This is a genomic window from Ruegeria atlantica (genome assembly GCF_013033965.1).
In the GTDB taxonomy this organism is placed as follows: Bacteria; Pseudomonadota; Alphaproteobacteria; order Rhodobacterales; family Rhodobacteraceae; genus Ruegeria; species Ruegeria atlantica_D.
On sequence record NZ_WQFE01000016.1, the window covers coordinates 25,340 to 46,341 of the forward strand.

Sequence of the window (21,002 nt, forward strand, 5' to 3'; positions counted from 1 at the left end):
GGGCGTCTGCACCTTGTTGGTCATGGGGCGCGGACAGGAATGGAGGGATTACATGATCCATAAGAATTGGGCAGAATTGATCAAGCCGACCCAGCTGGAAGGCAAGCCGGGCAACGATCCCGCACGTCAGGCAACTCTGGTTGCCGAGCCGCTCGAGCGTGGCTTTGGTCTGACTCTGGGCAACGCGCTGCGCCGCGTTCTGATGAGCAGCCTGCAAGGTGCGGCCATCACCAGCGTTCAGATCGACAACGTCCTGCACGAGTTCTCGAGCGTCGCTGGCGTGCGCGAAGACGTCACCGACATTATCCTGAACCTCAAGCAGGTTGCCCTGCGCATGGAAGTCGAAGGCCCCAAGCGGCTGTCGATCAATGCCAAAGGCCCCGCAGTTGTCACCGCTGGTGACATCAGCGAAAGCGCCGGTATCGAGGTTCTGAACCGCGATCACGTCATCTGCCACCTGGACGATGGCGCCGACCTGTTCATGGAACTGACCGTCAACACCGGTAAGGGTTACGTCTCGGCTGAAAAGAACAAGCCGGAAGACGCGCCCATCGGCCTGATTCCGATCGATGCGATCTATTCGCCGGTCAAAAAGGTTGCCTATGACGTTCAGCCGACTCGTGAAGGTCAGGTTCTGGACTATGACAAGCTGACCCTGAAGATCGAAACCGACGGTTCGATCACCCCGGAAGACGCGCTGGCGTTCGCCGCACGTATTCTGCAGGACCAGCTGTCGATCTTCGTCAACTTCGACGAGCCCGAAGCGGCTGGTCGTCAGGACGAAGACGATGGTCTGGAGTTCAACCCGCTGTTGCTGAAGAAAGTGGACGAGCTGGAACTGTCGGTCCGTTCGGCAAACTGCCTGAAGAACGACAACATCGTCTACATCGGCGACCTGATCCAGAAGACCGAAGCCGAGATGCTGCGCACCCCGAACTTCGGCCGCAAGTCGCTGAACGAGATCAAAGAAGTGCTGTCCGGCATGGGTCTGCACCTTGGCATGGATGTCGAGGATTGGCCGCCCGACAACATTGAAGATCTGGCGAAGAAATTCGAAGACGCGTTCTAAGCGCGTCTTCCCCAATGCCCGGGCTTTCCGGGGACAATACGGGCACTTCCGCCCCAAGGAGAGCCGGTGACACGCATCGCCGGCCAGACAAAGCAAAACGCAAGATAGGAATTGAAAAATGCGTCACGCACGTGGTTACCGCCGCCTGAACCGTACTCATGAGCACCGCAAGGCTCTGTTTGCAAACATGGCTGGCTCGCTCATCGAGCATGAGCAAATCAAAACAACCCTGCCCAAGGCAAAAGAACTGCGCCCGATCATCGAAAAGCTGGTCACTTTGGGCAAGCGCGGCGACCTGCACGCCCGCCGTCAGGCCGCAGCTCAGCTGAAAGAAGACAAAGACGTCGCAAAGCTGTTCGAAGTTCTTGGCCCCCGCTATGCCGAGCGTCAGGGCGGTTATGTCCGCATCCTGAAAGCTGGCTTCCGCTATGGCGACATGGCTCCGATGGCGATCATCGAATTCGTTGACCGTGATCTGGACGCCAAAGGCGCGGCCGACAAAGCCCGCGTTGCAGCCGAAGAGGCCGCTGACGAAGAATAAGAAAGCCCGGCTTTCTGATTTAAACCCCTGCGTCCTGGACGCGGGGGTTTTCTTTTGGGCTAAGCTCGCCGCCTCCTATTTCAACCAGCCCCGTTCCCGATAATAACGAGCTGCGCCCGGATGCAGTGGTGCGGGCAGGCCATCTTTGATCATGCTTGCTGGTTTCAACCCGTTCAAAGCTGGGTACCGACGCGCTAATTGGGGCAGGTTTTCAAACGTGGACTTTACGAATGCATAGACGTCGCCTTCAGGCACGTTGGCGCTGCTTAGCAGGGTGGCCTTGTAGCCAAAGGTCTTGGTCGGTGACGTCACGCCTTTATACACGTTCGCAGGAATTGTCGCTTTGCTGACCGTCCTGGAACCGGCGATCAGGCGATCAATCTCGCGCCCTGATACAGCAACCAGTTTAATCGGGCAGGTCTGGGCGGTCTTTTGAACCCAGCCTGACGGGTAGCCGACGATGCTGACAACGGCGTCAATGTTGCCGGAACACAGAAACTTTCGCTGTTTGTTCAGGTCACCGTTTCGGAACGTGCGAAATGCGGAGGTATCCCAGCTTCCCTCGTAGGGAAGTTCTCGGACCAAGCGGGAAGCCGATCCTCCCAGCTGAACACGTTTTCCACTCAGATCCTTGAGCGACGCTATCCCTGATCCTTCGCGCGCAATAACGGTAAGGGCTTCACTGTGAATTGAAAATAATGAGCGTAGCGAAGTGTCCGGCCCGTCATTTTTGAATGCGCCCGATCCATCCAGCGCGTTTTGAGCCCAATCGGATCTCGCGACGACGATATCAAACTTTCCGCGGCGCAGTTTTGGCAGGTTTTCGCGCGCTCCATCCGTGGCACGGGCACTGCATTTGTAACCGTCTGTATCCTTGACGAAGGACTTGCATAGCAGATCACCGACTTTGAAATAGTAACCGCCTTTCCCTCCGGTCCCCATGGTCAGCTTGGTGTCCGCAGCATGAGCGGCTGGTGCAATCGACCAAAAGAGAGTGATCAGAGCGAATGAGGACAAACGAGCGCAAGATAGCTTTTTCAAAGTGAGCCGTTTCAAAGGAGTTCTTCGATTGCTGTAAACTATTTCGGGCCGACATTCCCCGGGTAGCAGCCTCAAGTCAACGCGCGACGCGCATCGACACGCTTGCAATCCGACCATAGGCCTCGCATATCCGGAGAGCGGAAAAACGACGGATACACCATGCGGAAAGTTCTCTGTTCCATGTTGCTGGCGGCCTTTGCCGTCTCGGCAAGCGCCGAAACGAAAGTGCCCCAATCGCAAGCGGAAATTAGCCTTGGCTTTGCACCGGTCGTCAAACAGGCGGCCCCGGCGGTCGTGAACATTTACGCTAAGATTGTCCGTGAGGGGCGCGCCAACCCGTTTTTCTCGGACCCCTTCTTTAAGGATTTCTTTGGCCGCGGATTTGGCGAGCCGCGTCAGCGGGTACAGAACTCGTTAGGCTCTGGTGTCATCTTGACGGCGGATGGTTATGTGGTTTCCAACTATCACGTTGTCGGTACGGCTACCGAAATACGCGTCGTAACCACGGACCGGCGCGAGTTCTCGGCGCAGGTCGTGCTGGGCGACAAGGAAAGCGATATCGCAATTCTCAGATTGGATGCGGCCGAAAACCTCCCTTTCCTGTCACTTCGGGATTCGGATCACGTCGAAGTCGGTGAATTGACTCTGGCAATCGGAAACCCATTCGGAGTGGGCCAGACGGTGTCGTCGGGCATCATATCGGGTCTGGCGCGGACGGGTACGGCCACGGGCAATGCGCGTGGGTATTTCATTCAAACCGATGCGGCGATCAATCCGGGCAACTCCGGGGGGGCGCTGATCGACGTGAATGGCGATCTGATCGGCATTAACACTTCGATCCTGACGCGGTCCGGTGGGTCTAACGGTATCGGGTTTGCGATTCCGGCTAATCTGGTTGCTGAGTTTCTGCGTCAGGCGAAGGCTGGGAATGACAGTTTTGTCAGCCCGTGGGCAGGCGTGACGGGTCAACACATGAGCGCCGATATAGCTGAATCGCTTGGTCTGGTCATTCCGATGGGTGTAGTCATCGCCAACCTGCATGACCTCAGCCCGCTTGCCGAAGCTGGTCTGCGCGTTGGCGATGTGATAACCCATGTGGATGGCGATGAGGTGAACTCACCGGCCGAGATGAAATTCCGCATGTCCGTGGCCGGTGTCGGGGGCACATCGATCCTGACCCGTTTGCGGGGCGAGGACAGCGCAAATGTTGAGGTTGCCCTGATCAAAGTCCCGGAAACGCCACCAGCTGATGAAACCGTCCTAAACGATGAAACCGTGATGCCGGGGTTGAAGGTGGCACGCGTCAACCCAGCCGTGATTGCCCGGTTTGGGTTGCTACTGACGCAAACCGGTGTGGTTGTTGTAGACTCGAATCGTTATGGCGGACGTTCCGGACTGCGTTCCGGTGACGTGGTGCAGAGCATCAATGGTGCGGATATCAAGCACCCGCAGGACGTCGTGCGGGCCTTAACGGATCCCGGACGTCGCGTGAACCTGAATGTGCTGCGCGGCGGGCAACAGATTTCCCTGCGTTTCCGGCTGTGACCGCATGAGTGACCTGTTCGATACAGGGGCAGCCGAGCCTGCACCAAACCCGCACCGCCCATTGGCGGATCGGTTGCGCCCGCAGTCGTTGGCTGACGTTATCGGACAAGAGCAGGTTTTGGGACCGGACGCTCCGCTGGGGGTCATGTTAGCCTCGGGCAGTTTGTCCAGTTTAGTTTTCTGGGGGCCGCCAGGTGTTGGGAAAACCACTATCGCACGCCTGCTGGCGCAGGAAACGGACCTGCATTTCGTTCAGATCAGCGCGATTTTCACCGGCGTGCCAGACCTTAAAAAAGTGTTCGAGGCCGCTAAAATCCGCTGGCAGAACGGGCAGGGCACACTGCTGTTTGTTGACGAGATCCACCGCTTCAACAAGGCGCAACAGGACGGGTTCCTTCCACATATGGAGGATGGGACGATCCTGCTGGTCGGGGCCACGACCGAGAATCCTTCCTTTGAACTCAACGCCGCTGTGCTCAGCCGCGCGCAGGTTCTGGTGCTGGAGCGGCTCAGTCTGGCTGATCTTGAACGCCTGACACAGCGCGCTGAGAAAGAGCTGACCCGTGCCCTGCCGCTGACAGGCACAGCGCGCGAAGCTCTGCAAGAGATGGCGGATGGCGACGGGCGCGCGCTTTTGAACCTGATCGAACAGGTCGCAGCGTGGGCTGTGGATGCGCCGCTGGACCCTGATGCATTGTCCACGCGGCTAATGCGTCGTGCGGCCAAGTACGACAAGTCCGGGGACGAACATTACAATCTGATCTCGGCGCTGCATAAGTCAGTACGCGGATCTGATCCGGATGCGGCGCTTTATTGGTTTGCGCGAATGCTGACAGGGGGTGAAGACCCAAGATATCTGGCGCGGCGGATCACGCGGATGGCGGTCGAAGATATCGGTCTCGCCGATCCTCAGGCGCAAACGACATGTCTGCACGCGTGGGAAACTTACGAACGCTTGGGCAGCCCCGAAGGTGAATTGGCCCTGGCGCAGGCTTTGGTCTATCTGGCTTTAGCTCCCAAATCGAATGGTTCCTATGTCGGATTTAAAGCCGCCATGCGGTTGGCCAAACAGTCTGGCAGCGAGCCGCCGCCCAAACATATCCTGAATGCGCCTACGTCATTGATGAAAGATCAGGGATATGGAGCGGGCTATGCCTATGACCATGATGCCGAAGATGGATTTTCCGGCCAGAACTACTTTCCCGATGGCATGAAACGACCGGTTCTGTATCAACCGGTGGAACGCGGGTTTGAGCGCGAGTTGAAAAAGCGCTTGGACTATTTCGCGAAACTTCGGGCACAAAGGAACGGTTAGAACGCCGCTGCGTCACAGGCGACAGAGCGGATAAAACGGGTTTCCCTTGGGTATTGAGATTCGAGGGAGGAAACTCATGTCCGTTTCAATCGACAAGACAGATGACGTTTGGACCATCATCCTCGACAGGTCGGGCGTTCGCAACGCGGTAGACAGCGAGCACGCCGAGGCAATGGTAGCCGCGTTTCTGGAGTTTGAACAAAGCCCGGCCAAGGTCGCTGTGTTCTGGGGCAAGGGTGGCAACTTCTGCGCCGGATGGGACCTTAAAATGGCTTCGACCCTGTCCGATCCGGAATTGGGTGAGCCTTACTACGAGAAACACGCGTTTCCCATTGGCTCGGCCCCTTCGACGCTGGGCCCGATGGGGCCGTCGCGGTTGGAGTTGTCCAAACCTGTCATCGGGGCGATCGAAGGTGCAGCTGTGGCTGGCGGGATGGAACTTGCGCTTTGGTGCGACATCCGGGTGATGGCCGAGACCGCCTATCAGGGTGTCTTTTGTCGCCGATGGGGCGTCACGTTGATGGATGGGGGAACCGTGCGACTGCCGCGTTTGGTCGGGCAGGGCAAGGCGTTGGAAATTGCCCTGACGGGGCGCAAGGTCGAAGCCGAGGAATGCTATCGCATCGGTCTGGCCGAAAAGATCGTTCCGCATGGTGAGGCGCGTGGCGCCGCCGAAGCTATGGCGCATGAAATTGCCGGTTTCCCGCAGGAGGCCGTGCGCGCCGATCGCCGTTCAATCATCGAGACGCGGGGCATGCCAGTGCGCGACGCGCTGAAGGTGGAATGGACTAACGGTCTGGATGCAATCCGACGCGAAGGTACTGCAGGCGCAGGGCGTTTCCGTGACGGTGTCGGTCGACATGGGGATTTCTCAAACATCTGACCGGTGAAGGCTCAGCGCTGTCCCGGCTTGACTCTTGCGTTGCGGCGCGCGACAGACGCGCATGTTTTCTTGGGCACTTACAGATATGCTTACCGCGCGGACAACCAGCGCGACGCAGGAGATGTCGGCATGAGCGGCGTACAGATGATCACCGTGGCAGAAGGTGACGGCGACCAGCGTCTGGATCGTTGGATGCGCCGCCTGTTCCCGCATGTCAGTCAGGGCCGCATCGAAAAAATGTGCCGCAAGGGTGAAGTGCGTGTGGAAGGCGGACGGGTCAAGGCCTCGACCCGGCTTGAGGCCGGTCAGGTCGTGCGGGTTCCGCCTCTGCCGGAAGCTGATTTCAAACCTGCCGAAGTCAAGCGTCGGATCTCGGACGCGGACACCAAGATGATCCAGTCCTGCGTGATCTATCGCGACGATCATGTTCTGGCTCTGAATAAGCCACAGGGCCTGCCGGTTCAGGGCGGCAGCGGCCAGACCCGCCATGTCGATGGCCTGTCCGAGGCGCTGCGTTTTGGCTATGACGAAAACCCGCGCCTCGTGCACCGCCTAGACAAGGACACGTCTGGCGTCCTGTTGATGGCGCGCACGCGCGAAGCCGCGAAAGGGCTGACAGCTGCGTTCCGCCACCGCGATACCCGCAAGATTTACTGGGCACTCGTGGCTGGTGTACCGACGCCTTATCTGGGCGAGATCAAGACCGGGTTGGTCAAAGCGCCGGGTCATGGCAAGCATGGCGAAGGCGAAAAGATGGTCCCGGTGTACCTGAACGAAATTGACGAAACCCCGGGCGCGAAGCGAGCGCACACGCTCTATGCCACGCTGTACCGGGTGGCCGGGCGCGCCTCGTGGGTGGCGATGGAGCCGATCACAGGTCGTACACATCAATTGCGGGCGCATATGGCGGCGATCGGGCATCCAATCGTCGGGGATGGTAAATACGGTGGCTCAGGTCAGGAAAATCTGGGTGATGGTTGGGGCGCGCAATTGGGCGGAATCATCAGCAAGAAACTGCACCTGCACGCGCGGCAAGCCTCGTTCCAGCATCCGGTCACGCGCAAGACGATCACTGTAAAAGCACCGCTGCCTGAGCATATGAAGCACAGCTGGGACACCTTCGGTTGGACCGAAGATCTGGCCGCTGATGATCCGTTCGAGGAACTGCAATGAGCGCACCCTTGCGTTTGGTGCTATTCGACGTGGACGGAACCCTTGTCGATAGCCAAGGTACCATCGTCGCTTCGATGACCGCCAGTTTTCAGGCGCTGTCCCTGCCGGTTCCCGATCGCAAGGCGATTTTGTCCATCGTCGGTCTGTCCCTGCCCGTTGCTCTGGCGCGGCTCGCGTCCGACCAGAGCGACGCGGTTCAGCAAAACTTGGTTGAGGGCTACAAACAGGCCTATCACGCAAATCGTCTGGCACACGGTGCAGCAAGTTCACCGCTTTACCCCGGGGCGCGGGATGTGATCGAAGCTCTGCATGCCGTCCCCGAAGTGCTGCTGGGTGTGGCAACCGGAAAATCGCAGCGCGGTCTGGACGCTTTGATCGAAGCGCACGATCTGGAACGCTATTTCGTCACCCGACAGGTTGCGGACCATCATCCGTCAAAACCTCATCCGTCGATGATTGACACCGCCAGGTTTGAAACCGGGGTTGATGCCGCGGATACAGTGATGATTGGCGACACCCGGTTTGACATGGATATGGCGCGGGCCGCCGGGGTGAAGGGGATCGGCGTATCCTGGGGCTATCACGACCGATCCGCCCTGAACGGCGCGACCTGCATAATCGAAACATTTGACCAGCTGCCCCGTGCGCTGGATGACATCTGGACCTGAAGACATGAGCGAGTGGAAGCCCAAGCGATTTTGGACCGCAGCGACGGTTGTCCAAGCAGAAGATGGATACACAGTCGAACTCGACGGTCGCCGGGTTAAAACTCCGGCCAAGGCCGGGTTGATTTTGCCGACACGCGCTATGGCTGATGCGGTCGCGGCCGAGTGGGACGCGCAGGAAAAAGAGGTTGATCCGACCCAGATGCCGTTTACCCGGTCTGCAAATGCGGCCATCGACAAAGTGCACCATCAGCACGCCGAGGTTGCAAATATGCTGGCCGACTACGGCGATTCGGATTTGCTGTGTTATCGGGCGACCCACCCGCAGGCGTTGCAACAACGGCAAGCCGATCGATGGGACCCGGCCTTGGATTGGGCCGCTGAAACCCTGGCCGCGCGATTGGTTCCGGTGATTGGTGTGCTGCATCAGCCACAGTCTGTTTCAGCACTCGACGCACTGCGAGGCCGTGTTCACGATTTCAACGACTTCCAGCTTGCTGCTTTCCATGATCTGGTCAGCCTGTCGGGTTCGCTGGTGCTGGGATTTGCCGCCGCTTTGAACTGGCGCCCCGCCGAGGAAATCTGGGAGATTTCAAGGCTCGACGAGACCTGGCAAATCGAGCAATGGGGCCACGATGACGAGGCGCATGCGGCCGCTGAGATTAAGAAAGCTGCGTTTCTACACGCTAAACGGTTCATTGAAATCTCTATCTGAGCCTATTCCGCACCAATTTTTGTTACAGATACGGTCATCGCAGAGTTGACTCATCGTTTTCGCTGATCCGGCCCTTGACGTTTGTTTATGAATGCGAGCAAACTCATGCCCACTAAAGGGGAGACACCTTTGGGGAAACCTTTCTGGTGCCAGAGGTGCCGGACAGAGCCGTCCCGGACAGGGGCGGAAAATCAGGAAGAGGTAAAAATGAAAAAATCCGTAATCTTGGGCGCGGCAACTATTGCCGGTCTGGCTGCTGGTGCAGCTGCGGCGGGCACCGTTGACGACGTCAAGGCGCGCGGCAAACTGAACTGTGGCGTATCCTCGGGACTGGCAGGCTTCTCGCTGCCCGACGCGAATGGCGATTGGCAAGGTTTTGACGTTGCCGTCTGCCGTGCCGTAGCCGCAGCCGTTCTGGGCGATTCCAACGCTGTTGAGTTCGTGCCGACCACCGGTAAGACACGCTTTACCGCGCTGGCTTCGGGCGAGATCGACATGCTGGCCCGTAACACCACGTGGACCTTCAGCCGCGATGTTGATCTGAAGTTCGAGTTCGCTGGCGTCAACTACTATGACGGTCAAGGCTTCATGGTTCCCAAGGCGCTGGGCGTAAGCTCGGCCAAGGAACTGGACGGCGCTACTGTCTGCATCCAGACCGGCACCACCACCGAGCTGAACCTGGCCGATTTCTTCCGTGCCAACAACATCAGCTACGAGCCGGTTCCGATCGAAACCAACGCCGAAGCGCAGCAGCAGTATCTGGCTGGCGCATGTGACGTCTACACCACCGACGCATCGGGCCTGGCTGCAACCCGCGCCACGTTCGAAAACCCCGGCGACCACGTCCTGCTGCCCGAAATCATCTCGAAAGAGCCGCTGGGCCCGCTGGTCCGTCATGGCGACAACGAGTGGGGCGACATTGTCCGCTGGACTCTGAACGCGCTGGTCTCGGCTGAAGAGCTGGGCGTGACCTCGGCAAATATCGACGAGCTGAGCGCTGGCACCGACAATCCGGAAGTAAACCGTCTGCTGGGTACCGAAGGTACTCTGGGTGAGATGCTGGGTCTGAATGCAGACTGGGCAGCGAACGCAATCAAAGCGGGTGGTAACTATGGCGAAGTGTTTGCCAAGAACATCGGTGAAGAAACTCCGATCGGTCTTGCGCGCGGCCTGAACGCCCAGTGGACCGATGGTGGTCTGCTATACTCGCCGCCGTTCCGCTAAAATCCACGGAAAAGGGCGCAGGGCAACCTGCGCCCTTTTTCCATGAACTAAGAAACACTCCCGAATGGATTGAGCGAAGACCAACTTTGCCGGCAAAATATCGGGATGCACGGGGATATACATAGGTCATGACGACTCTCACTGACCCGCCGAAGGAGCAGTTCCGGCTGTCCATGCTCCTTTACGATACGCGGTACCGATCAGCGACCATCCAGGTCATTGCATTGATTGGTTTCATGCTTCTGGCAGCCTGGATTATTTCGAATACCATCCAAAACCTTGAAGGTCTGGGAAAACCGGTCGAGTTCGGCTTTTTCGGCGAACCGGCAAGCTATGACATCAACCAGCGTCTGCTGGAATACACCTCTCGTGACAGCCATCTACGCGCCGCATTCATCGGATTGTTGAACACGCTGGTCGTCGCGGTCCTTGGGTGTATCACGGCGACAATAGTCGGCGTTTTTGTTGGCGTTCTGCGTCTGTCCAATAACTGGCTGGTCGCGCGGATCATGACCGTCTACGTCGAGATGTTCCGTAACGTGCCTGTCTTGCTTTGGATCGTACTGGCCATGGCCATCCTGATCGAAAGCCTGCCCGCGCCAAGAGCGTTCCGGGGCGAGGACGCAACCGCGTCGATGAACTTTTTTGACACGGTCGCAGTGACCAATCGCGGAGTTTATATTCCCGAATTCCTGTTCTCGCGCAGTCTGGGCGACATTCATCTGTTCGGTACATCCAGCATTCGGTTCGATATCTCGCTGGATCTGATCGCGTTTTTGATTGTGCTGGGTGGCAGTATCTTTGCCATGCGCAAAGTGTCGGCCTGGGCCGCAGCGACGCAAGAGTCTACCGGCGATCGCCCGAAAATCTGGCACATCCAGTTGGGTATCCTGTTCGTTCCGATGATCATCCTGCTGGTCGCGCTGGGCTTTCACCTTGGATACCCTGAATTGAAGGGTTTCAACTTCAAGGGTGGTACCCATATGCGCAACTCGCTGATCGCACTGTGGTTGGCTTTGTCGCTCTATACGGCGGCCTTCATCGCCGAGATCGTGCGCGCGGGTATCCTTGCGATATCCAAGGGTCAGACTGAAGCCGCATCTGCGCTGGGTCTGCGCCCGGGTCGCACCATGCGTCTGGTGATCTTGCCTCAGGCGCTGCGGGTCATCATCCCGCCGATGATCTCGAACTATCTGAACCTGACCAAGAACTCGTCACTGGCGATCGCGGTCGGATATATGGACATCACGGGGACTTTGGGTGGCATCACCATGAACCAGACCGGCCGCGAGCTGGAATGTGTTCTGCTGCTGATGCTGGTCTACCTGACGATCTCGCTGAGCATTTCGGCGGTGATGAACTGGTACAACAACCGTGTCAAACTGGTGGAGCGGTAATATGAGTGATGTTTCATTTGTCCGCACGGAGATGTTGCCAGAACAGGCGCCACCCGCGTCCGAGGTTGGAATAGTTGGCTGGATCAGGCACAACCTGTTTTCTGGCTGGTTCAACTCGATCCTGACCGTGCTTTCGCTCTATGCGATCTGGTACGTATTGTCGGGCGTTCTACCATGGACGTTCCAGTCCGTCTGGAACGCCAACTCACTGAACGAATGCCGTGAGATCATGATTGCCACCTGGGGTTCAACCCACGGCCACGCCTGTTGGGCGGTGATCAACGACCGCTGGTTGCAGCTGTTGTTTGGGTTCTACCCAAGCCATCTGTACTGGCGTCCAATCCTGGCATTGATCCTGTTGTTGGTCGCGCTGGCTCCGGTGCTGTACTCGGATCGTGTGCCGACCAAGATGCTGATCGTTACTGCACTCTATCCGTTCCTGATGCCATTCCTGATGTGGGGCGGCACCATTTGGGGGCCGATTGCGGCGGCGTTGGGTTTTGTTGTCGGCTGGGGTGTCTACACCATAGTCAGCAAACAGCTGAGCGGCCTGTTCGGGATCGTCCTGGGTATCGCCGCATCAATCATCTGGTGGCTGGTTCTGTCGAGCTATTTCGTCGGTGCCCTGGACTCGATTCTGCCAATTGGCATCGAGGCCGTACAAAGCCGTCAATTCGGTGGCTTCATGCTGGCGATCTTGCTGGGTGTTGTGGCCATCGGTGTCTCGTTGCCGATTGGAATCGTGCTGGCGCTTGGCCGTCAGTCCGACCTGTTGATCGTCAAGTACCTGTGCGTGGGCTTTATCGAGTTCATCCGCGGCGTACCTCTGATCACCCTTTTGTTTGTGGCCTCGCTGCTGCTGAACCTGTTCCTGCCACCGGGCACCAACTTTGACATCATCCTGCGGGTGATGATCATGATGACTCTGTTCTCGGCTGCCTATATGGCCGAGGTGATCCGGGGTGGTCTGGCTGCTCTGCCACGGGGTCAGTATGAAGGTGCCGACAGTCTCGGCCTGAACTACTGGCAAGCTCAGCGACTGATCATCATGCCGCAAGCCCTGAAAATCTCAATTCCGGGCATCGTGAGCACATTCATCGGGATATTCAAGGATACGACACTGGTGTCGATCATCGGGCTGTTCGACGTGATCGGACTGGCATCCGCCATCCGTGCCGACACCGCCTGGAACGGCATCTACTGGGAACTGTTCGCGTTCATCGCGGCGCTGTTCTTCGTCGTCTGCTTCTCCATGTCCCGTTATTCCATGTACCTGGAGCGCAAGCTTCAGACTGGCCACCGTTAAGGAGTTCAACACATGTCTGAACTTGCAATTGAACGCGAAATCGACCGCTCCAAAATGCAGGTGAGCGACGAGGTCGCCATCGAAATCACCAACATGAACAAGTGGTACGGGTCCTTCCATGTGCTGCGCGACATCAATCTGACCGTCAACCAGGGCGAGCGGATCGTAATCGCGGGGCCGTCGGGGTCGGGCAAGTCCACCTTGATCCGCTGCCTGAACGCGCTGGAGGAACACCAGCAGGGCAAGATCGTTGTGGACGGAACCGAGCTGTCGAATGACCTCAAGAACATCGACAAGATCCGGTCTGAGGTTGGTATGGTGTTCCAGCACTTCAACCTGTTTCCGCATCTAAGCATTCTGGAAAACTGCACGCTGGCCCCGATCTGGGTGCGCAAGACGCCCAAGAAAGAGGCCGAAGAGCGCGCGATGCACTTCCTGGAAAAGGTGAAGATTCCTGAACAGGCCGACAAGTATCCCGGTCAGCTTTCGGGTGGTCAGCAGCAGCGTGTGGCGATTGCCCGCTCGCTCTGCATGATGCCTCGGATCATGTTGTTTGACGAGCCGACATCGGCGTTGGACCCCGAGATGATCAAAGAGGTGCTCGACACCATGATCGAGCTGGCCGAGGAAGGCATGACTATGCTGTGCGTCACGCACGAGATGGGCTTTGCTCGTCAGGTTGCCAACCGCGTGATCTTCATGGATGCCGGTCAGATCGTGGAACAGAACGAACCGGAAGAGTTCTTCAACAACCCACAATCCGAGCGGACCAAGTTGTTCCTCAGCCAGATTCTGGGGCACTAAGCCGGATCAGATACCTAAAGAAAGGCGGGGCTTTGGCCTCGCCTTTTTCTATTCCAGCAACTCGCGTGGAATGGCAAACCCCAGTACATCGCCGCTGCGCCACTTGAGGTCTGCCCAGCTTTCAATTTCGAACCTGAGTACCGTCGTTGCGCAGGTGGGGTAATCGTAGAACCGGGCGTGATCAGGTGGTCTTTTGACGAGGAGGCTCGCGAAACCGGCAATACCGGGATTGTGGCCCAGCATCAGAACTGATTGCTCTGTTGCGCCTGTCAGTTCGGCCAGCATATCTTCGGGATCCGCATGATAAAGCGTTCGCAGAAAGCTAAGTTTTTCGGCTGGCAACCCCATCAGATCCCAGGTTTCCCGTGTGCGGGCAGAGCTTGAACTAAGCACCTCATCCGGTAACCAACCGCTTTCTCGCAGCCAGGCTGCAATTGCGGGGGCTGATTTGCGTCCCCGTCTATTCAGTGGGCGATCATGATCAGAGAGTGTCGGGCTATCCCAACTGGATTTCGCATGGCGCGTCAGGATCAGGGTGCGTGTCATGACGGGTGAAACGCTCTCATGTGGTGGGCCGATTGTTCCGGGTCACGTCCTGCGCCAACGCTGAGGGGGCAGGATAGCCGTGCAAGGCAACCACCGGCCAAACAAGTTTGCCCTTCGGGCGTGGCAAGGTAGCCGTGGCAGGCCTCTACATCATAAAACGTCTGACTGTTCAGCGCTCCGACCGGGCAGGCTTGGGTACAGGGTGCTGCACATATTGAGCAGGGGGACGGGTCAGATGCCTTCGGTACTGCAAACTCGTCGGCGAAATGCAGAGCACCGCGGAAAGAGATCATCATCCCAACCTCGTCGTGCACCAAAGCACCCACCGGGCTGCTGAAGGTGCGGCCAGATTTCAAAGCCCAGTCGATAAACGGCGCATAGGGCGGGCCGCCAAATGGAAAGTGAGCCTGGGCCGACAGGTCCTGCGCCATTTGTCCGATCACACGCGACGACCAACGGTCAACCGGATCGTCGCTCTGCCATTCAGGTGAGGATTTCAAAGCTGGCCAGAACGCGGCCCCTGCACCTAACAGGACCAGCGTGCCGCCTTCCAATTGCTTTGCGTCAGCAATGCGGGGGTGCAGCGCCCCCATGATGATCAGGCCAACGTCCCGTGCAGCCTGTTCGATTTCAGCATAGGTAAGCGCCGCCGGGTTAGAGGAGGGGGAAAGGCGTTCTGTCATGTCTCCTCCGCCAATGGCTTAGTCCGGTCGGATCAGCGATCCGGCACCGTGTTCGGTATAAAGCTCAAGCAAGACGGCGTTTGGCGCGCGCCCGTCCAGGATAACGACGGCGCGAACCCCGCTATGCAATGCGTCCAGCGCCGTTTCGGTCTTCGGGATCATGCCACCCGCAATTGTACCGTCCAGTGTCATCTCGCGGATCTGACCGGCCTTCAGCTCGGTCACGACATCCCCGGCGGCGTTCTTGACGCCCGAGACATCCGTGAGCAGAAGCAGGCGATCGGCCTTTAGCGCGGATGCAATAGCGCCTGCGGCAGTATCGCCGTTGACGTTGAAGGTTTCTCCATCCCGGCCTGCACCCAGAGGAGCAATCACCGGAATAACGTCATGTGCAAACAGGTCATGCAGGATCTTCGGGTTCATCTCTGCCGGACTTCCGACAAAACCCAGAGATTCATCGGTCTGATCACAAATCATCAGTTGCGCGTCCTTGCCCGACAGGCCCACGGCCGAGCCGCCCTGGCCGTTGATCGCCTGCACGATGCGCTTGTTCACGAGACCGGACAGAACCATCTCGACCACTTCAACGGTTGCTTTGTCGGTGACACGCTTGCCATTCACAAACTCAGATTGGATATCCAGCTTGTCCAGCATCGCGTTGATCATCGGACCACCGCCGTGCACGATGACCGGGTTTACCCCAACCTGACGCATCAGGACGACGTCGCGGGCAAAGCTTTCCATTGCCTCGTCGCTGCCCATGGCGTGGCCGCCAAGTTTGATGACGACAATCGCGCCGTCGTAGCGTTGCAGGTAAGGCAGTGCGCTGTTCAGCGTTGCGGCGGTGGCGATCCAGTCCCGGTTCATGTCTCGTGTCTTCATGGCTGCAGTCCCTCTGGGAACCCGTGTTAGGGCCTTTGTGAAGCTCTGCCAAGACCGGATCGCGTATAGGGCCGCACCAGTTGCCCCGGTGCGGCTCCTTGCGTGTCAGCTTATCGCGCGTTTCATCGCCGGGATGTTGCTAACCACCAGCAGGTCAAAAGCAAGTACCGCAATCAAGGTCAGGCCCACCAACGGGAAGGCCATCGCGGTGAACAACCCAATCAGGATAGCCCCCTTCCACAAAGGCAGTTCAGTAGGCATCGACGGCGCAGCCAGACGCACGACCCCCTGAGGCCGACGTTTGACCCACATCACAACACCCGACACGCAGACAAAGATGACCGACAGGCAGAACACCAGATTCAGGATAAAGTTCCATGTGCCCATCAGCCCCATGTGAAACGGGATGCCAACGGCCATGGATTTTCCCATCAACGAGTAATCCTCATACCTGACATCCGCCAGAATCTTGCCGGTGTACTGGTCCACATGAACGGTGCGGTCATTTATCGGGTTGGTTGAGTCGCTGCTCATGCTGTCCCGGTTCAGGGTCCAGACACCATCCTCGCCACTGGGATAGGCAACGCGAAAGCGTCCGGTCATGTCCAGTGCGGTCCCAAGCGCCACAAGTGCATCGATGCCTACGGGAGTGCCTTGGGGAATACCGTCGATACCGGCCTTGGACCCAGAAGCGGGCATTGGCGTTTGCTCCAGCGCCCAGGGTACGTCGTTTTGGTGCCCGTGGTTCATGCTGGCATGGATATCGTCGGACAACGGAACGTTATCCCATTTCTCGGCAGGGAAACTGCTCCATGGCTGGACGATCATCCCGCCCCAAACACCGGCCCAGGACAAGCCTGAGATTAAGAAGACCACCAGCAACCCGGACATCCAGAATCCGATCACAGCGTGCAGCGATTTCCACAAGGCGCGACCGCGAACACGCAAATTGGGTACAATTGCGGCCAGGGCATTACCACGCGGCCACCACATATACAGGCCCGTTAAGACCAGCAGCAGGCTGAGCCCCGCTGCGATTTCAAGGATACGGTCTCCGGTCGTGCCGATCATTAGGGTTGAGTGGATGTTGTCGGCTAAATCGTACCAACCCGCGCGCCGGTTCCATACGGTCAAAACTTCCCCTGCATAGGGGTCGACGGCCACAAGACGCTGACCCTCTTCGGTTTTGATGCGGAAGACGGTTGCCAGATCGGCGGCCTTCGGACCGATCCACTCAACAACAGTGCCCGGAACTTCTTCCAGCGCGATAAGCGCTTGTTGGGAGGCGGGTTGCGATTGCCCGTGGACACCTACAACGATTTTTTCGCCGTCGCGACCGTCAAACTGGGTGATGAACATCATCATCAGCCCTGTGACGGCTAAAATGATCAGAAACGGGATGACGAATATCCCTGCATAGAAATGCCACCGCCAGGCGGCGAAATAGAATTTTTGCGCAGTAGTGTTTTGCGCCGGGGTTTCCCCCAGATTTTGGCTGTTCAGTGCCATTCTTGTTCTCCGGATTCGAAAAATGCCCTGCGCAGCGTTTGCGCAGGTTCAAAAGTGCTGAGGTGAATCAGGAGAAGAAGGGAGGCCCCCGCGCATCATAGCGGGCATAGAACCCGGCACTGCGATGGGTGAAGTCGCGGTGCACCCAACGTGGCTGAATCACCGCAGCGAAGGGGATGGTCGCGCCGACCAGTGGCAGTTGTGCATCCGACGTCAGACCCGCGAACGGGCACAGTGTGCGCGAATCCGTGTCGTCGTGCACAGGACCATCTGGGTCCAGATCGACCCATTGTTCGACCGTGCCCTCGCCCGTACAGATCACCAGCAGCACTTTCCCATCACTGCCCATCGCGGGCATCCAACCCTGAGGAATTGCGCTGGTCAGCACAATTGCCGCCAACGTCAGAACAGGAAAAAGGCGGCCGATCAGGATCATTCCAGATGTGCGATGATCGAACGGAGGGTCGAGATCCCGTCACCCTTTTCGGATGAGGTCAGCACGATTTCCGGATATGCGGCGGGGTGTTTCGACAGTGCGCCGCGTACCTGATCCAACACTTTAGCTCGATCATTAGCTTTCACCTTATCCGCCTTGGTCATCACGCACTGAAATGTGACAGCGCTGGTATCCAGAAGTTTCATGATCTCGGCATCGACGGGTTTCACCCCATGGCGTGAGTCAATCAGGACAAAGGCCCGGCGCAGGGTCTGGCGACCGCTCAGATATTGCTTCAGCAACCGCTGCCATTTTTCGACAACCTTCACCGGCGCGTTGGCATATCCGTATCCGGGCAGGTCGACCAGATAGAGCTCGGGGCCTTGGGTGAAAAAGTTGATCTCTTGTGTGCGGCCCGGAGTGTTGGACGCGCGCGCCAGCCCCTTGGTGCCGGTCAGCGCGTTGATCAGGCTGGACTTGCCCACGTTTGAACGTCCGGCAAAGCAGACTTCAAGCCGGTCAGGTACCGGCAGTCCGTTCATCGCGACAACGCCTTTTACAAACTCGGAAGGCCCCGCAAACAGTTTGCGGCCGCGTTCCAGCGCGAACTCGTCCGGGTCTTCGACCAGTGGGAAGGGAAGGGTGCTCATAACGGGTGAACCTTATCGCCAACTGAAATTGCGCCGCCTCGGACGACTTCGGCGTAGACACCGAAATCCTGATGGCCCCAACTGTTCAAGGCGCCCAGCGTATCCGTATCGCGCACGCCGGTTTCCGGATTAGCAGTTGTCGCCATACAGCGCTGGATGCGTTCCTTGACGTGGAACACAGCCTCACCAATCTGTACCTCGCGACCCAGCCAGCCGAATTCTTCCCACAAGGGCAGGCCATCGAACCAGATGTTGCCACGCCAGCGTTGGATCGACAGATCGCTGCCAAGCTTTTGCCCGACAGCGCGATGCGACGCCAAGTTGCACAGGCTGATCGATGGAAAGTCACTGTCGGTCATGCCGCGACCCGGCACTCGGACGATCCGGGCTGACGCCGCCCGATCCGCAGGCATCAATGGTTGAACCCAGTCCAAAAAGACTTGTTGCTCTTTATCCGGGTCAAAGGTCAGATCCGGACGATCCGAATGCGTCAGGGTTATCGTATCGCCGTTCAATCGGGCAGAGATCGCCATTAACTGCGGTGCCTTTGACCCGCGGCTGAAGTTGGCGCAAGGGACCCATTGCGAGCCATCCGCATTCGACGCCTCATGCGCGACCGCCCAAACGCGATCCCCGGGCATGGTCTGCCCGGGGCTCACTGTAACGGTCTGAACGGCTTCACGACCATGGCTTTTGATCGGATGTCGCCAGATATGGGTTACCTCAGCATTCATTTGTCGTCCGTTTTGGGCGTCCGCTTGAAGCCGGATTTGATGTTGCCGAACACATCCGGCTTATAGCCTTGGCTGCGCATGATCAGGTATTGCTGTGTGAACGTGATCGTGTTGTTGGCGATCCAGTAAACGACCAGTCCGCTGGCAAAGCTGCCCAGCATGAACATGAAGACCCAAGGCATCCAGGCAAAGATCATCGCCTGCGTCGGATCGGTTGGTGCCGGGTTCAGTTTCTGCTGCAGCCACATCGAGATACCCAGAAGCAGCGGTAGAATGCCAATGAAGATCAGCGCCATGAAGGTATCTGGTTGCGGACCGGCAAAGGGCAGCAGACCAAACAGGTTCATGATCGAGGTCGGATCAGGCGCGCTGAGATCCTGGAACGGGCCGAACCAAGGCGCCTGACGCAGTTCGATGGTGACAAAGATCACTTTATACAGCGAGAAAAAGATCGGGATCTGCATCAGGATGGGCAAACAGCCTGCGGCCGGATTCACTTTTTCCTTCTTGTACAACTCCATCATACCCTGCTGCATCTTCTGGCGATCATCGCCCGCGGCCTCTTTCAAGGCTTCCATTTGCGGCTGCAGCTCTTTCATCTTCGCCATCGAGACATAGGACTTGAACGCCAGTGGGAACAGGATCGCCTTGATGATCAGGGTCAGGCCGATGATCGACCAGCCCATATTTCCGATCAGAGCGTTGATGTTGTGCAGCAACCAGAATATCGGCTTGGTCAGGAAGTAGAACCAGCCCCAGTCGATGCTGTCGACAAACTTCTGTACGCCCTCTTTCTGATACTCGCGAATGGTCTCCCATTCTTTGGCACCTGCGAACAGACGTGTGGTGACTTCTTCGGTCGCACCGGGCGCAACCGCCAGTGTCGGTAGAACGGTTTCGGTCTGGTAGATCTTGCGGCGAGCGTCATACTTTGCCGCCGCTTTGAATGCCGACCCCTCAGCAGGGATCAGAGTGGTCATCCAGTAGTGATCGGTAAAGCCGACCCAGCCGCCTTCCTTGATCTGGAAGACTTCGGCCTGCGCACGTTCGTTCGGGTCAATGTCAAAATCGCGCACATCGCCATAGTCGATTTCGTCCAGAACGCCGTCGGCCATGACCATCACGCCTTCATGCAGGATGAAGAAGTTCTTGAGCTCCGGCAGGTCGCCGTCTTCACCCATGCCGTGACGGGCCAGGATGCCGTATGGGGCCATGCCGACCTCGGCCTGGGTGTTGTTTTCAACCGACTGGGTGACAGTGAACATATAATCCTGATCCACTGCGATGTTGCGACGGAAGGTCAGGCCCTTTCCGTTGTCCCATTTCAGAGTGACCGGAGTATCGACCCCAAGGGTTTCACCACTTTCAACAGTCCACAGCGTATTCGGGCCGGGAACGTCCGCGCCAGCTACGCCAGCGCCCGGTGCCCATCCGTACAAGGCATAATAAGCGGAATCCGACCCGACAGGCGACAGCAGCTCAACAATGGGCGCACCTTCTTCGATCGAAACTTTGTAGTCTTTCAGGAACAGCTCATCGATGCGACCGCCGGACAGAGACAGGCTGCCTTTCAGGCGCGGCGTTTCGATCTCGATCCGTGGTGCCTCGGCGTCAGGCTCGATCTCGGTGGCGTCTGCTGTTGCTTCACCAACCGTGTTCGTGCCGGCGGCGCTTGGCGTTTGCACCTCAGTACCGTCTGTCACGCTGATCTCGGTGGCATCCGGTGCCGTCGTCGGCTCGGGTGGAGGAAACAACACGAACCAGACCAGGATCACGAGAAAGCTGAGCGCGGTTGCGAGGATGAGATTCTTGTTCTGATCGTCCATCGGGGACAGCCACCTTGAGCAGTGAAAGACACCCGGTGGGTTCAACAGAGTGCGGACC

At 58.0% G+C, this 21,002-nt stretch carries 21 protein-coding genes; 12 read left to right on the forward strand and 9 right to left on the reverse strand.

What is annotated here, in order from left to right:
• Window positions 1-52 precede the first annotated feature (52 nt).
• Both GOW16_RS21305 and rplQ read left to right on the forward strand, forming a co-directional pair.
• Window positions 53-1,069 carry a DNA-directed RNA polymerase subunit alpha gene (locus GOW16_RS21305; protein ID WP_113791474.1) on the forward strand — a complete coding sequence of 339 codons (1,017 nt, stop codon included), beginning with the start codon at window positions 53-55 and terminating at the stop codon, window positions 1,067-1,069.
• A 118-nt stretch (window positions 1,070-1,187) separates the two neighbouring features.
• Window positions 1,188-1,610: a 50S ribosomal protein L17 gene (gene rplQ / locus GOW16_RS21310; RefSeq protein WP_170419395.1), complete on the forward strand. Its 423-nt coding sequence runs from the start codon at window positions 1,188-1,190 to the stop codon at window positions 1,608-1,610.
• 75 nt (window positions 1,611-1,685) lie between these two features.
• Here the strand turns inward: rplQ and GOW16_RS21315 are convergent, their stop codons facing one another.
• Window positions 1,686-2,666 carry a TAXI family TRAP transporter solute-binding subunit gene (locus GOW16_RS21315; RefSeq protein WP_170419397.1) on the reverse strand — a complete coding sequence of 327 codons (981 nt, stop codon included), beginning with the start codon at window positions 2,664-2,666 and terminating at the stop codon, window positions 1,686-1,688.
• A 144-nt stretch (window positions 2,667-2,810) separates the two neighbouring features.
• On the opposite strand from GOW16_RS21315, the gene GOW16_RS21320 reads away from it, so the two are divergent.
• From GOW16_RS21320 to GOW16_RS21365, 10 genes are all read left to right on the forward strand, one after another.
• A complete protein-coding gene (locus GOW16_RS21320; protein WP_170419399.1) occupies window positions 2,811-4,196 on the forward strand; it encodes a trypsin-like peptidase domain-containing protein in 1,386 nt (461 codons plus the stop codon).
• A 4-nt stretch (window positions 4,197-4,200) separates the two neighbouring features.
• Window positions 4,201-5,511, forward strand: coding sequence for a replication-associated recombination protein A (locus tag GOW16_RS21325; RefSeq protein ID WP_170419401.1), 1,311 nt, complete (start codon window positions 4,201-4,203; stop codon window positions 5,509-5,511).
• A 76-nt stretch (window positions 5,512-5,587) separates the two neighbouring features.
• Window positions 5,588-6,394, forward strand: a complete 807-nt coding sequence (locus GOW16_RS21330) for a crotonase/enoyl-CoA hydratase family protein (RefSeq protein ID WP_170419403.1) — start codon at window positions 5,588-5,590, stop codon at window positions 6,392-6,394.
• A gap of 129 nt (window positions 6,395-6,523) precedes the next feature.
• Window positions 6,524-7,567: an RluA family pseudouridine synthase gene (locus tag GOW16_RS21335; protein WP_170419405.1), complete on the forward strand. Its 1,044-nt coding sequence runs from the start codon at window positions 6,524-6,526 to the stop codon at window positions 7,565-7,567.
• On the forward strand, window positions 7,564-8,235 hold the full coding sequence (locus GOW16_RS21340) for an HAD-IA family hydrolase (protein ID WP_170419407.1): 672 nt from the start codon (window positions 7,564-7,566) through the stop codon (window positions 8,233-8,235). The genes GOW16_RS21335 and GOW16_RS21340 overlap by 4 nt, the downstream gene beginning before the upstream one ends.
• A gap of 4 nt (window positions 8,236-8,239) precedes the next feature.
• On the forward strand, window positions 8,240-8,947 hold the full coding sequence (locus GOW16_RS21345) for an ATP12 family chaperone protein (protein ID WP_170419409.1): 708 nt from the start codon (window positions 8,240-8,242) through the stop codon (window positions 8,945-8,947).
• 207 nt (window positions 8,948-9,154) lie between these two features.
• A complete protein-coding gene (locus GOW16_RS21350; protein WP_170419411.1) occupies window positions 9,155-10,171 on the forward strand; it encodes an amino acid ABC transporter substrate-binding protein in 1,017 nt (338 codons plus the stop codon).
• Between the two features lie 128 nt (window positions 10,172-10,299).
• Window positions 10,300-11,568: an amino acid ABC transporter permease gene (locus GOW16_RS21355; RefSeq protein ID WP_170419413.1), complete on the forward strand. Its 1,269-nt coding sequence runs from the start codon at window positions 10,300-10,302 to the stop codon at window positions 11,566-11,568.
• A gap of 1 nt (window position 11,569) precedes the next feature.
• Entirely contained in the window at window positions 11,570-12,874 is a 1,305-nt protein-coding gene (locus GOW16_RS21360) for an amino acid ABC transporter permease (protein ID WP_170419415.1), read from the forward strand.
• Window positions 12,875-12,886: 12 nt separating this feature from the next.
• The gene (locus GOW16_RS21365) at window positions 12,887-13,678 is read left to right on the forward strand and encodes an amino acid ABC transporter ATP-binding protein (RefSeq protein WP_302478108.1); all 792 of its coding nucleotides are present in this window, start codon (window positions 12,887-12,889) and stop codon (window positions 13,676-13,678) included.
• Between the two features lie 48 nt (window positions 13,679-13,726).
• Here GOW16_RS21365 and GOW16_RS21370 read toward each other — a convergent pair whose 3' ends face one another.
• The 8 genes from GOW16_RS21370 to yidC all read right to left on the reverse strand — a co-directional run bounded on the left by GOW16_RS21370 (window position 13,727) and on the right by yidC (window position 20,944).
• Window positions 13,727-14,224, reverse strand: a complete 498-nt coding sequence (locus GOW16_RS21370; RefSeq protein ID WP_170419417.1) for a SixA phosphatase family protein — start codon at window positions 14,222-14,224, stop codon at window positions 13,727-13,729.
• Window positions 14,221-14,907 (reverse strand): ferredoxin, encoded by a 687-nt coding sequence (locus tag GOW16_RS21375; protein ID WP_170419418.1) that lies wholly within the window; start codon window positions 14,905-14,907, stop codon window positions 14,221-14,223. The genes GOW16_RS21370 and GOW16_RS21375 overlap by 4 nt, the downstream gene beginning before the upstream one ends.
• Window positions 14,908-14,925: 18 nt before the next feature.
• Complete coding sequence (argB, locus tag GOW16_RS21380; protein ID WP_170419420.1) at window positions 14,926-15,789, reverse strand: acetylglutamate kinase; 864 nt, start codon at window positions 15,787-15,789, stop codon at window positions 14,926-14,928.
• A 105-nt stretch (window positions 15,790-15,894) separates the two neighbouring features.
• Entirely contained in the window at window positions 15,895-17,298 is a 1,404-nt protein-coding gene (locus GOW16_RS21385) for a PepSY-associated TM helix domain-containing protein (protein WP_170419422.1), read from the reverse strand.
• Between the two features lie 67 nt (window positions 17,299-17,365).
• Window positions 17,366-17,734 carry a DUF2946 domain-containing protein gene (locus tag GOW16_RS21390; protein ID WP_170419424.1) on the reverse strand — a complete coding sequence of 123 codons (369 nt, stop codon included), beginning with the start codon at window positions 17,732-17,734 and terminating at the stop codon, window positions 17,366-17,368.
• Window positions 17,731-18,384, reverse strand: coding sequence for a ribosome biogenesis GTP-binding protein YihA/YsxC (yihA, locus tag GOW16_RS21395; protein ID WP_170419426.1), 654 nt, complete (start codon window positions 18,382-18,384; stop codon window positions 17,731-17,733). The genes GOW16_RS21390 and yihA overlap by 4 nt, the downstream gene beginning before the upstream one ends.
• Window positions 18,381-19,118: an MOSC domain-containing protein gene (locus GOW16_RS21400; protein WP_170419428.1), complete on the reverse strand. Its 738-nt coding sequence runs from the start codon at window positions 19,116-19,118 to the stop codon at window positions 18,381-18,383. The genes yihA and GOW16_RS21400 overlap by 4 nt, the downstream gene beginning before the upstream one ends.
• Window positions 19,115-20,944: a membrane protein insertase YidC gene (gene yidC / locus GOW16_RS21405; RefSeq protein WP_170419432.1), complete on the reverse strand. Its 1,830-nt coding sequence runs from the start codon at window positions 20,942-20,944 to the stop codon at window positions 19,115-19,117. Before yidC ends, GOW16_RS21400 begins: the two co-directional genes overlap by 4 nt.
• Window positions 20,945-21,002: the final 58 nt, after the last annotated feature.

Coding starts and splice junctions, on each gene's coding strand:
- GOW16_RS21340 (WP_170419407.1), top strand. CDS start 7,564: ATGAGCGCACCCTTGCGTTTGGTGCTATTCGACGTGGACGGAACCCTT.
- GOW16_RS21370 (WP_170419417.1), bottom strand. CDS start 14,224: ATGACACGCACCCTGATCCTGACGCGCCATGCGAAATCCAGTTGGGAT.
- GOW16_RS21325 (WP_170419401.1), top strand. CDS start 4,201: ATGAGTGACCTGTTCGATACAGGGGCAGCCGAGCCTGCACCAAACCCG.
- GOW16_RS21330 (WP_170419403.1), top strand. CDS start 5,588: ATGTCCGTTTCAATCGACAAGACAGATGACGTTTGGACCATCATCCTC.
- GOW16_RS21355 (WP_170419413.1), top strand. CDS start 10,300: ATGACGACTCTCACTGACCCGCCGAAGGAGCAGTTCCGGCTGTCCATG.
- GOW16_RS21385 (WP_170419422.1), bottom strand. CDS start 17,298: ATGGCACTGAACAGCCAAAATCTGGGGGAAACCCCGGCGCAAAACACT.
- GOW16_RS21320 (WP_170419399.1), top strand. CDS start 2,811: ATGCGGAAAGTTCTCTGTTCCATGTTGCTGGCGGCCTTTGCCGTCTCG.
- GOW16_RS21305 (WP_113791474.1), top strand. CDS start 53: ATGATCCATAAGAATTGGGCAGAATTGATCAAGCCGACCCAGCTGGAA.
- argB (WP_170419420.1), bottom strand. CDS start 15,789: ATGAAGACACGAGACATGAACCGGGACTGGATCGCCACCGCCGCAACG.
- GOW16_RS21365 (WP_302478108.1), top strand. CDS start 12,887: ATGTCTGAACTTGCAATTGAACGCGAAATCGACCGCTCCAAAATGCAG.
- GOW16_RS21400 (WP_170419428.1), bottom strand. CDS start 19,118: ATGAATGCTGAGGTAACCCATATCTGGCGACATCCGATCAAAAGCCAT.
- GOW16_RS21375 (WP_170419418.1), bottom strand. CDS start 14,907: ATGACAGAACGCCTTTCCCCCTCCTCTAACCCGGCGGCGCTTACCTAT.
- GOW16_RS21350 (WP_170419411.1), top strand. CDS start 9,155: ATGAAAAAATCCGTAATCTTGGGCGCGGCAACTATTGCCGGTCTGGCT.
- yihA (WP_170419426.1), bottom strand. CDS start 18,384: ATGAGCACCCTTCCCTTCCCACTGGTCGAAGACCCGGACGAGTTCGCG.
- rplQ (WP_170419395.1), top strand. CDS start 1,188: ATGCGTCACGCACGTGGTTACCGCCGCCTGAACCGTACTCATGAGCAC.
- GOW16_RS21345 (WP_170419409.1), top strand. CDS start 8,240: ATGAGCGAGTGGAAGCCCAAGCGATTTTGGACCGCAGCGACGGTTGTC.
- yidC (WP_170419432.1), bottom strand. CDS start 20,944: ATGGACGATCAGAACAAGAATCTCATCCTCGCAACCGCGCTCAGCTTT.
- GOW16_RS21390 (WP_170419424.1), bottom strand. CDS start 17,734: ATGATCCTGATCGGCCGCCTTTTTCCTGTTCTGACGTTGGCGGCAATT.
- GOW16_RS21360 (WP_170419415.1), top strand. CDS start 11,570: ATGAGTGATGTTTCATTTGTCCGCACGGAGATGTTGCCAGAACAGGCG.
- GOW16_RS21335 (WP_170419405.1), top strand. CDS start 6,524: ATGAGCGGCGTACAGATGATCACCGTGGCAGAAGGTGACGGCGACCAG.